The 11,344-nt window shown below is 67.8% G+C and carries 8 protein-coding genes; 5 read left to right on the top strand and 3 right to left on the bottom strand.

What is annotated here, in order from left to right; all coding sequences use genetic code 11:
* Nucleotides 1-102: 102 nt before the first annotated feature.
* From OG867_RS12185 to tuf, 5 genes are all read left to right on the top strand, one after another.
* Nucleotides 103-4,002, top strand: coding sequence for a DNA-directed RNA polymerase subunit beta' (locus OG867_RS12185; protein WP_328901758.1), 3,900 nt, complete (start codon nt 103-105; stop codon nt 4,000-4,002).
* Nucleotides 4,003-4,449: 447 nt separating this feature from the next.
* Nucleotides 4,450-4,821 carry a 30S ribosomal protein S12 gene (rpsL, locus tag OG867_RS12180; RefSeq protein WP_003948652.1) on the top strand — a complete coding sequence of 124 codons (372 nt, stop codon included), beginning with the start codon at nt 4,450-4,452 and terminating at the stop codon, nt 4,819-4,821.
* 2 nt (nt 4,822-4,823) lie between these two features.
* Entirely contained in the window at nt 4,824-5,294 is a 471-nt protein-coding gene (gene rpsG / locus OG867_RS12175; RefSeq protein WP_018101248.1) for a 30S ribosomal protein S7, read from the top strand.
* Between the two features lie 38 nt (nt 5,295-5,332).
* Complete coding sequence (gene fusA, locus OG867_RS12170) at nt 5,333-7,462, top strand: elongation factor G (protein ID WP_406284947.1); 2,130 nt, start codon at nt 5,333-5,335, stop codon at nt 7,460-7,462.
* 158 nt (nt 7,463-7,620) lie between these two features.
* The gene (tuf, locus tag OG867_RS12165) at nt 7,621-8,814 is read left to right on the top strand and encodes an elongation factor Tu (RefSeq protein ID WP_328901760.1); all 1,194 of its coding nucleotides are present in this window, start codon (nt 7,621-7,623) and stop codon (nt 8,812-8,814) included.
* 101 nt (nt 8,815-8,915) lie between these two features.
* Here tuf and OG867_RS12160 read toward each other — a convergent pair whose 3' ends face one another.
* Genes OG867_RS12160 through OG867_RS12150 form a run of 3 tightly spaced genes read right to left on the bottom strand, consistent with a single transcriptional unit; the run spans nt 8,916 to nt 11,248 of the window.
* Nucleotides 8,916-9,380, bottom strand: a complete 465-nt coding sequence (locus tag OG867_RS12160; protein ID WP_406284945.1) for a GNAT family N-acetyltransferase — start codon at nt 9,378-9,380, stop codon at nt 8,916-8,918.
* A 12-nt stretch (nt 9,381-9,392) separates the two neighbouring features.
* Nucleotides 9,393-10,064: a response regulator transcription factor gene (locus tag OG867_RS12155; protein WP_406284943.1), complete on the bottom strand. Its 672-nt coding sequence runs from the start codon at nt 10,062-10,064 to the stop codon at nt 9,393-9,395.
* Nucleotides 10,061-11,248 (bottom strand): sensor histidine kinase, encoded by a 1,188-nt coding sequence (locus tag OG867_RS12150; protein WP_406284940.1) that lies wholly within the window; start codon nt 11,246-11,248, stop codon nt 10,061-10,063. The genes OG867_RS12155 and OG867_RS12150 overlap by 4 nt, the downstream gene beginning before the upstream one ends.
* Nucleotides 11,249-11,344 lie beyond the last annotated feature (96 nt).

The raw sequence follows: 11,344 nt of genomic DNA, 5'->3' as shown, positions 1-11,344 counted from the left end.
CGGCCGGCTCTCCCCGGACCCGTTCAGACCATTGCTGAAGTGCCCCGATTTCCTCGCGTGACGCGAGGGGGCTCGAACCCCCGAAAGAGGGATTGACGACAAGTGCTCGACGTCAACTTCTTCGACGAGCTGCGGATTGGCCTTGCCACCGCGGACGACATCCGGACCTGGTCCCACGGCGAGGTCAAGAAGCCGGAGACCATCAACTACCGCACCCTCAAGCCCGAAAAGGACGGACTCTTCTGCGAGAAGATCTTCGGTCCGACCCGGGACTGGGAGTGCTACTGCGGCAAGTACAAGCGTGTCCGCTTCAAGGGCATCATCTGTGAGCGCTGTGGCGTCGAGGTCACCCGCGCCAAGGTGCGCCGCGAGCGCATGGGCCACATCGAGCTCGCCGCTCCCGTCACCCACATCTGGTACTTCAAGGGCGTCCCGTCGCGCCTGGGCTACCTGCTGGACCTCGCGCCGAAGGACCTTGAGAAGGTCATCTACTTCGCCGCGTACATGATCACGTTCGTGGACGAGGAGCGCCGCACCCGCGACCTCCCCTCCCTGGAGGCCCACGTCTCCGTCGAGCGCCAGCAGGTCGAGAACCGCCGCGACTCCGACCTGGAGAACCGCGCCAAGAAGCTCGAGACCGACCTGGCCGAGCTGGAGGCCGAGGGCGCCAAGGCCGACGTACGCCGCAAGGTGCGCGAAGGTGCCGAGCGCGAGATGAAGCAGCTGCGCGACCGTGCGCAGCGCGAGATCGACCGCCTCGACGAGGTGTGGAGCCGCTTCAAGAACCTCAAGGTCCAGGACCTGGAGGGCGACGAGCTGCTCTACCGCGAGCTGCGTGACCGCTTCGGCACGTACTTCGACGGTTGCATGGGCGCCGCCGCGCTGCAGAAGCGCCTGGAGTCCTTCGACCTCGACGAGGAGGCCGAGCGCCTCCGCGAGATCATCCGTACCGGCAAGGGCCAGAAGAAGACCCGTGCGCTCAAGCGCCTCAAGGTCGTCTCCGCGTTCCTGCAGACCAGCAACAAGCCCAAGGGCATGGTGCTCGACTGCGTGCCGGTCATCCCGCCGGACCTGCGTCCGATGGTGCAGCTGGACGGTGGCCGCTTCGCGACCTCCGACCTGAACGACCTGTACCGCCGCGTGATCAACCGCAACAACCGCCTGAAGCGGCTTCTCGACCTCGGCGCGCCCGAGATCATCGTGAACAACGAGAAGCGCATGCTCCAGGAGGCCGTGGACGCCCTCTTCGACAACGGTCGTCGTGGCCGTCCGGTCACCGGACCGGGCAACCGCCCGCTGAAGTCCCTCAGCGACATGCTGAAGGGCAAGCAGGGTCGTTTCCGTCAGAACCTGCTCGGCAAGCGCGTGGACTACTCCGCGCGTTCCGTGATCGTCGTCGGTCCGCAGCTCAAGCTGCACCAGTGCGGTCTGCCGAAGGCGATGGCGCTGGAGCTCTTCAAGCCGTTCGTGATGAAGCGCCTGGTCGACCTGAACCACGCGCAGAACATCAAGTCGGCCAAGCGCATGGTCGAGCGCGGCCGCACCGTGGTGTACGACGTCCTCGAAGAGGTCATCGCCGAGCACCCGGTGCTGCTGAACCGTGCGCCCACGCTGCACCGCCTCGGCATCCAGGCGTTCGAGCCCCAGCTGGTCGAGGGCAAGGCCATCCAGATCCACCCGCTCGTCTGCACCGCGTTCAACGCGGACTTCGACGGTGACCAGATGGCCGTGCACCTGCCGCTGTCCGCGGAGGCGCAGGCCGAGGCCCGCATCCTGATGCTGTCCTCGAACAACATCCTGAAGCCGGCCGACGGCCGCCCGGTCACGATGCCGACCCAGGACATGGTGCTGGGTCTGTTCTTCCTGACCACCGACGGCGAGCTGCGTGACACCAAGGGCGAGGGCCGCGCGTTCGGCTCCACGGCCGAGGCGATCATGGCGTTCGACGCCGGCGAGCTGGCGCTCCAGTCGTCCGTCGACATCCGCTTCCCGGTGGGCACCATCCCGCCGCGTGGCTGGGTGCCGCCGGTCGCCGAGGAGGGCGAGCCCGAGTACCAGCCGGGTGACACCTTCCGGCTGCGGACGAGCCTGGGCCGCGCGCTCTTCAACGAGCTGCTGCCCGAGGACTACCCGTTCGTGGACTACTCGGTCGGCAAGAAGCAGCTCTCCGAGATCGTCAACGACCTCGCCGAGCGCTACCCCAAGGTCATCGTGGCGGCGACGCTCGACAACCTGAAGGCGGCCGGCTTCCACTGGGCGACCCGTTCGGGCGTCACCGTGGCCATCTCCGACGTCGTCGTGCCCGAGGCCAAGAAGGCCATCGTCAGGGGCTACGAGGAGCAGGACGAGAAGGTCCAGAAGCAGTACGAGCGCGGTCTGATCACCAAGGACGAGCGCACGCAGGAGCTCATCGCGATCTGGACCAAGGCGACCAACGAGGTTGCCGAGGCGATGAACGCGAACTTCCCCAAGACGAACCCCATCTTCATGATGGTTGACTCGGGTGCCCGAGGAAACATGATGCAGATGCGTCAGATCGCCGGTATGCGTGGTCTGGTGTCCAACGCCAAGAACGAGACGATCCCGCGTCCCATCAAGGCGTCCTTCCGTGAGGGCCTCACCGTTCTGGAGTACTTCATCTCCACGCACGGTGCCCGTAAGGGTCTGGCGGACACCGCCCTGCGTACCGCCGACTCGGGTTACCTGACCCGTCGTCTGGTGGACGTCTCGCAGGACGTGATCATTCGCGAGGAGGACTGCGGCACCGACCGCGGCCTCAAGCTGAAGATCGCCGTCAAGGGTGCCGACGGCGTCCTCCGCAAGACGGACGACGTCGAGACCTCGGTCTACGCCCGCATGCTCGCCGAGGACGTCGTGGTGGACGGCAAGGTCATCGCGCCTGCCAACGTCGACCTCGGCGACGTCCTGATCGACGCCCTGGTGGGCGCCGGCGTCGAGGAGGTCAAGACCCGCTCGGTCCTGACCTGTGAGTCCGCGGTCGGCACCTGTGCCTTCTGCTACGGGCGCTCGCTCGCCACCGGCAAGCTGGTCGACATCGGTGAGGCGGTCGGCATCATCGCCGCCCAGTCCATCGGTGAGCCCGGTACCCAGCTGACGATGCGTACCTTCCACACCGGTGGTGTGGCCGGTGACGACATCACCCAGGGTCTGCCGCGTGTGGTCGAGCTCTTCGAGGCGCGTACGCCCAAGGGTGTCGCCCCGATCTCCGAGTCCGCGGGCCGTGTCCGCATCGAGGAGACCGAGAAGACCAAGAAGCTCGTCGTCACCCCGGACGACGGCAGCGACGAGATCCCCTTCCCGATCTCGAAGCGCGCCCGTCTCCTGGTCGGCGAGGGCGACCACGTCGAGGTGGGCCAGAAGCTCACCGTGGGTGCCACCAACCCGCACGACGTGCTGCGCATCCTCGGCCAGCGTGCGGTCCAGGTCCACCTGGTCGGCGAGGTCCAGAAGGTCTACAACTCGCAGGGCGTGTCGATTCACGACAAGCACATCGAGATCATCATCCGGCAGATGCTCCGCCGCGTGACGATCATCGAGTCCGGCGACGCGGAGCTGCTGCCGGGCGAGCTCGTCGAGCGCTCGAAGTTCGAGACCGAGAACCGTCGCGTGGTCACCGAGGGCGGTCACCCCGCCTCCGGCCGTCCGCAGCTGATGGGTATCACCAAGGCGTCGCTGGCGACGGAGTCGTGGCTGTCCGCGGCCTCCTTCCAGGAGACGACCAGGGTCCTGACGGACGCGGCGATCAACGCCAAGTCCGACTCCCTGATCGGCCTCAAGGAGAACGTCATCATCGGTAAGCTCATCCCGGCCGGTACGGGCCTGTCCCGCTACCGCAACATCCGGGTCGAGCCGACCGAGGAGGCCAAGGCCGCGATGTACTCGGCCGTCGGCTACGACGACATCGACTACTCGCCGTTCGGCACGGGCTCCGGCCAGGCCGTTCCGCTGGAGGACTACGACTACGGTCCGTACAACCAGTAAGCGAGTCGCTTGATACGCCCGAAGGGCGGTCACCCCGCACATGGGGGGTGACCGCCCTTCGGCGTGTGATACGTCACAGGGTCCGGATCGCGCCGTGGGGCTCCGGAGGCCCACCGCGGGGCTCGTACGGCCTCAGAGGCGCTCTCAGGGGGCCGTGGGGCATCCGTACGGGTCGGGACAAGCCGGGCGCGCGGGCCGGCCGACCGCGCTGGATGGCATTTGTTTTGACCCAGGTCCGTGAGGTAGGTACGCTCAGACCTTGTGCCTGGGGTGTGCCTGGGTTCGTGTGCGTGTCCTCAACCGCATGGCGAGCCTGTCTTCGGCCACCGTGATCCGTGCTCCTCATGCCGTTCCGGTACGGGCTCGCAGGATTCGACACACCCGACCGCGTGGGTCGGCGACGTTCCAGGTTAGTTTCACCGACGGCACACAGAAACCGGAGAAGTAGTGCCTACGATCCAGCAGCTGGTCCGGAAGGGCCGGCAGGACAAGGTCGAGAAGAACAAGACGCCCGCACTCGAGGGTTCGCCCCAGCGCCGCGGCGTCTGCACGCGTGTGTTCACGACCACCCCGAAGAAGCCGAACTCCGCGCTCCGGAAGGTCGCACGCGTGCGCCTGACCTCCGGTATCGAGGTCACGGCCTACATCCCGGGTGAGGGACACAACCTGCAGGAGCACTCCATCGTGCTCGTGCGTGGTGGCCGTGTGAAGGACCTGCCGGGTGTTCGTTACAAGATCATCCGCGGCTCGCTCGACACCCAGGGTGTCAAGAACCGCAAGCAGGCCCGCAGCCGCTACGGCGCCAAGAAGGAGAAGTAAGAATGCCTCGTAAGGGCCCCGCCCCGAAGCGCCCGGTCATCATCGACCCGGTCTACAGCTCTCCTCTTGTCACCTCGCTGATCAACAAGATCCTGCTCGACGGCAAGCGTTCCACCGCCGAGCGGATCGTGTACGGCGCCATGGAGGGTCTTCGTGAGAAGACCGGCGCCGACCCGGTGATCACGCTGAAGCGCGCGCTGGAGAACGTCAAGCCCTCGCTTGAGGTCAAGTCCCGCCGTGTCGGTGGCGCCACCTACCAGGTGCCGATCGAGGTCAAGCCCGGTCGTGCCGCCACTCTGGCCCTCCGCTGGGTCGTGGGTTACTCCCGCGCCCGCCGCGAGAAGACGATGACCGAGCGGCTCATGAACGAGCTGCTCGACGCCTCGAACGGTCTTGGCGCTGCCGTCAAGAAGCGTGAGGACACCCACAAGATGGCCGAGTCCAACAAGGCCTTCGCGCACTACCGCTGGTAGTCGCTACCCCCATCGAGACCGAGAGAAGACTGAGCCTTATGGCCACCACTTCGCTTGACCTGGCCAAGGTCCGCAACATTGGGATCATGGCCCACATCGACGCGGGCAAGACGACCACCACTGAGCGGATCCTGTTCTACACCGGCGTTTCGTACAAGATCGGTGAGGTCCACGACGGCGCTGCCACGATGGACTGGATGGAGCAGGAGCAGGAGCGCGGCATCACCATCACGTCCGCCGCGACGACCTGTCACTGGCCGCTCAACGATGTTGACCACACCATCAACATCATTGACACCCCGGGTCACGTCGACTTCACCGTCGAGGTGGAGCGTTCGCTCCGCGTCCTCGACGGCGCCGTCACCGTGTTCGACGGTGTGGCCGGCGTCGAGCCGCAGTCCGAGACTGTCTGGCGTCAGGCGGACCGCTACGGCGTGCCGCGTATCTGCTTCGTCAACAAGCTCGACCGCACCGGCGCCGAATTCCTGCGCTGCGTCGACATGATCGTGGACCGCCTCGGCGCGACCCCGATCGTCATGCAGCTGCCGATCGGTGCCGAGGCGGACTTCACGGGCGTCGTCGACCTGGTGTCGATGAAGGCGTTCGTGTACCCCGAAGAGGCCGCCAAGGGCGAGATGTACAACGTCGTTGACATCCCGGCCGACCTGCAGGACCAGGCCGACGAGTGGCGCGGCAAGCTGCTTGAGGCCGTGGCCGAGAACGACGACGCCATGATGGAGCTGTACCTGGAGGGCACCGAGCCCACCCAGGAGCAGCTGCACGAGGCGGTCCGCCGTATCACCCTGGCCTCCCGGGGCAGCGCCGACTCCGTCACCGTCACCCCGGTGTTCTGTGGCACCGCGTTCAAGAACAAGGGCGTCCAGCCCCTGCTCGACGCGGTCGTCCGCTACCTGCCTTCCCCCCTGGACGTCGAGGCCATCGAGGGCCACGACCCCAAGGACGCCGAGACCGTCATCAAGCGCAAGCCCTCGGACGAGGAGCCGCTGTCGGCTCTGGCGTTCAAGATCGCGAGCGACCCGCACCTCGGCAAGCTCACCTTCGTCCGGATCTACTCCGGTCGCCTGGACGCCGGCACCGCGGTGCTGAACTCCGTCAAGGGCAAGAAGGAGCGCATCGGCAAGATCTACCGTATGCACGCGAACAAGCGTGAGGAGATCGACTCGGTGGGCGCCGGCGACATCATCGCCGTCATGGGCCTGAAGCAGACCACCACCGGTGAGACGCTGTGCGACGACAAGAACCCGGTCATCCTGGAGTCCATGGACTTCCCGGCGCCGGTCATTCAGGTCGCGATCGAGCCCAAGTCCAAGGGTGACCAGGAGAAGCTGGGTGTCGCCATCCAGCGCCTCTCCGAGGAGGACCCGTCCTTCCAGGTGCACTCCGACGAGGAGACCGGCCAGACCATCATCGGTGGTATGGGCGAGCTGCACCTCGAGGTGCTCGTCGACCGCATGAAGCGCGAGTTCCGCGTCGAGGCGAACGTCGGCAAGCCGCAGGTCGCGTACCGCGAGACGATCCGTAAGGCCGTCGAGCGCATCGACTACACGCACAAGAAGCAGACTGGTGGTACCGGCCAGTTCGCGAAGGTGCAGATCGCCATCGAGCCCCTTGAGGGCGGCGACGCGTCGTACGAGTTCGTCAACAAGGTCACCGGTGGCCGCATCCCCCGTGAGTACATCCCCTCGGTGGACGCGGGTGCCCAGGAAGCCATGCAGTTCGGCATCCTGGCCGGTTACGAGATGGTCGGCGTCCGCGTCATCCTTCTCGACGGTGGTTACCACGAGGTCGACTCCTCGGAGCTCGCCTTCAAGATCGCCGGTTCGCAGGCGTTCAAGGAGGGTGCCCGCAAGGCGTCCCCCGTGCTCCTTGAGCCGATGATGGCCGTCGAGGTCACCACGCCCGAGGACTACATGGGCGATGTCATCGGCGACCTCAACTCCCGCCGTGGCCAGATCCAGGCCATGGAGGAGCGCAGCGGCGCTCGCGTCGTGAAGGGCCTCGTGCCCCTCTCGGAGATGTTCGGCTACGTCGGAGACCTCCGCAGCAAGACCTCGGGTCGCGCAAGCTACTCGATGCAGTTCGACTCCTACGCCGAGGTTCCGCGGAACGTCGCCGAGGAGATCATCGCGAAGGCCAAGGGCGAGTAACTCTTCCGAGCTCACGCTTTAGGCTTGTCACCGGAGCCCGGTCGGGCATTCGTCGCACCGCGTAAGCAGCGTGGCGAATGCCCCCGGCACCGGCATTCCAGCAAAGATCACCTGGCGCCGATGAAGCAAGGCGTACAGAACCACTCAGGAGGACCCCAGTGGCGAAGGCAAAGTTCGAGCGGACTAAGCCGCACGTCAACATCGGCACCATCGGTCACATCGACCACGGTAAGACGACCCTCACGGCCGCCATTACCAAGGTGCTGCACGACGCGTACCCGGACCTGAACGAGGCTTCGGCCTTCGACCAGATCGACAAGGCTCCCGAGGAGCGCCAGCGCGGTATCACGATCTCGATCGCGCACGTCGAGTACCAGACGGAGTCGCGTCACTACGCGCACGTCGACTGCCCGGGTCACGCGGACTACATCAAGAACATGATCACCGGTGCCGCGCAGATGGACGGCGCCATCCTCGTGGTCGCCGCCACCGACGGCCCGATGCCGCAGACCAAGGAGCACGTGCTCCTGGCCCGCCAGGTCGGCGTTCCGTACATCGTCGTCGCCCTGAACAAGGCCGACATGGTGGACGACGAGGAGATCCTGGAGCTCGTCGAGCTCGAGGTCCGCGAGCTGCTCTCCGAGTACGAGTTCCCGGGCGACGACCTTCCGGTCGTCAAGGTCTCGGCGCTCAAGGCCCTTGAGGGCGACAAGGAGTGGGGTCAGACCGTCCTCGACCTGATGAAGGCCGTCGACGAGAACATCCCGCAGCCCGAGCGTGACGTCGAGAAGCCGTTCCTCATGCCCATCGAGGACGTCTTCACGATCACCGGTCGCGGCACGGTCGTCACCGGCCGTATCGAGCGTGGTGTCCTCAAGGTCAACGAGACCGTCGACATCGTCGGTATCAAGACCGAGAAGACCACCACCACGGTCACCGGCATCGAGATGTTCCGCAAGCTGCTCGACGAGGGCCAGGCCGGTGAGAACGTCGGTCTGCTCCTCCGTGGCATCAAGCGCGAGGACGTCGAGCGCGGCCAGGTCATCATCAAGCCCGGTTCGGTCACGCCGCACACCGAGTTCCAGGCCCAGGCGTACATCCTGTCGAAGGACGAGGGTGGCCGTCACACCCCGTTCTTCAACAACTACCGCCCCCAGTTCTACTTCCGTACCACGGACGTGACGGGCGTGGTGACCCTCCCCGAGGGCACCGAGATGGTCATGCCGGGTGACAACACCCTCATGGACGTCGCGCTGATCCAGCCGGTCGCCATGGAAGAGGGCCTGAAGTTCGCCATCCGTGAGGGTGGCCGGACCGTGGGCGCCGGCCAGGTCACCAAGATCATCAAGTAATCACTTGATCGTCTGACCTGGTTGCTCCGCACAGAGCACCAAGAAGGGCCCCGTCCCACCGTTCACGCGGTGGGGCGGGGCCCTTCGGTGTTCTTACGGGCTTACGCGGCAGGCTCGGGCCACCTGACCATGAACACGTCCACCGGGTCCTCCCGCTCGGTCACGAAGCCGTGCCGCTCGTACAGCCGCCGCGCGGCGCTGCCCTGGAGCACGTTGAGCCGCACCGGCGCCCCTTCCGCGTCCGTACGCGCCAGCAGGCGCCGCAGCACGCCGGAGCCGATGCCCCGCCCCTGGAGCGCCGCGTCCAGGAAGAAGCTCTCCAGGCACCACCCGTCCTCGTACGGCTTCAGCGTCACGCAGCCCGCGAAGCGGCCGTCCACCACGAGGACCGAGGTGTGCTCGGGGACGTACGAGTCACGCATCCGCTGCCGCACCCGGTGCTCGTCGTAGCGGCCGAGGCGGACCAGGTCGGGGCGCATCACGACGGCCCGGAGCTCGACTATGTCGGCCAGGTCGGCGGGGGCGGCGGGACGCAGGTCCCAGGCTTGGGTGGTACGTACATGCATGGCGGGAGTCTGTCAGAGGGCGTCCGGCCCGGCGATCCGGTATCCCACGCCCGGGGTGGTGGCGATGATCGCGGGTTCGCCGAGCTTGCGGCGCAGGCGGCTGATGGTCACGGCGACCGTGTTGGTGAAGGGGTCGGCGTGCTCGTCCCAGACCTGTTCGAGCAGGTCTTCCGCGCTGAGGAAGGCGGGGCTCGCTGCCAGGAGCGCTTCGAGGACGGCGAACTCCTTGACGGAGAGGTCGAGCCGGCGGCCGTCGCGGCCGGCGGTCCGGTGCACCGGGTCGAGCTCGATGCCCGCCGCGCTCAGGGTGCGGGGCCGGGCGGCCGGGCGGCGGCGGGCCAGGGCGCGGACGCGCAGGACGAGCTCGGGGAAGTGGAACGGCTTGCCCAGGTAGTCGTCGGCGCCCAGGGTCAGACCGCTGACCCGGTCGCCCGGCGAACCCGCGGCCGTCAGCATCAGGACCATCGCCCGGCCGTCGCGCTCGGTGATCATCCGGCAGAGGGTGTCGCCGTGGATGCCCGGCAGGTCCCGGTCGAGCACGACGACGTCGTACCCGGTGGCGTCCAGCTTGGCCGCGGCGTCGAGGCCGTCGTGGGCCACGTCGACGGCCATGCCCTGGTCGCGCAGCCCCTCGGCGACGACCTCGGCGAGGGTGCGGGCGTCCTCGACCACCAGGACTCTCACGGCGCCGCCTCCGTGCCCGCGCCGGGCAGGGTGAGCGTGACGCGCAGGCCGCCGGCGGGGCGGGCGCGCAGGTCCAGGGTGCCGTGGTGGGCCCGGGCGATGGCCGCGACGATGGAGAGCCCGAGCCCGCTGCCCCGGCCGGTGCCCGTCCGATCGCCGCCCAGGCGCCGGAAGGGCCGGACGAGGTCCGTCACCGCCTCCTGGCCGAGGACCGGTCCGCCCGACTCCACGACCAGGGACACCGCGCTTCCCTCCGCCCGGACCGCGACACCGATCCAGCCGCCGGGGCCGTTGTGCACGACGGCGTTGTCGACCAGGTTGTCGACCGCGCGGCGCAGCAGCGTCGGGCTGCCGGACACCCACGCGGTCCCGTCGGCCCGGTCCTGGCGTACGGTCAGGTCCCCGGCCGCGATGTCCTCCGCGCGGTCCGCCAGGGCGGCCGAGGCGAGCGGGGCGAGGGCGAGACACGCCGTGTCGGTGAATTCGCCCTGCCGGCTGCGGGCCAGGACGAGGAAGTTCTCCAGCAGCCGGTCCACTTGGTCGAGTTCGGTGCGCAGCCGGGCGGCCAGGGTGGTCGTGGGCGGGGGGAGCGGGCCCGGCTTGGCGAGGGCGACGTCCAGCGAGGCCCGCATCGTGGTGAGTGGTGTGCGCAGCTCGTGGGAGGCGTTCGCGACGAAGAGGCGCTGGCCTTCGAAGGAGCTCTCCAAGCGGCCGAGGAGATCGTCGATCGTGTCGGCGAGTTCCTTCACCTCGTCGCCGGGCCCGTCCATGGCCAGGCGTTCGTGCAGGCCGTCGGCGGTGATCCGGCGGGTGGCCGCCGTCATCACGCGCAGCGGGCGCAGTACCCGGCCGGCGACGAACCAGCCGAGGACGGCCGAGAGGACCACCATCACGCCGAGGGCGATGGCGCAGCCGGTCAGGATCTGCCGGGTCCGGTCGTCGTGTGCCTGGGCCAACTGTTGCTCCAGCTCGGCGACGCGGTCCTGGGCCCGGGCCGCCGCGGGCTGCCCGGTGCCACCGGGGGCGGTCCGGCTGTCCCGCGTACCGCCGGAGGCGACCACGGCAGCGATGGTGAGCAGTGCCGTTCCCGACAGCAGGAACAGCGTCACGTACAGGGCGGTGAAGCGGGTGCGGGCGGTGGTGCGGCGCGGGCCCGCGAGCCGTCGGGGAGGACCCCATGTCATCCGCGTGCTCCCCTCTCGCCACGGCCGGTACGGGTCAGGCTAGGCGGAGGCGCCTAACAGCGGGATGACAGCGGCTGTTCGGCTGCTGTGACGCGG

The organism is Streptomyces sp. NBC_00209 (genome assembly GCF_045206345.1).
In the GTDB taxonomy this organism is placed as follows: domain Bacteria; phylum Actinomycetota; class Actinomycetes; order Streptomycetales; family Streptomycetaceae; genus Streptomyces.
The sequence above is the reverse complement of the archived record's forward strand: the minus strand, read 5'-3'. Positions and strand labels throughout refer to the sequence as shown.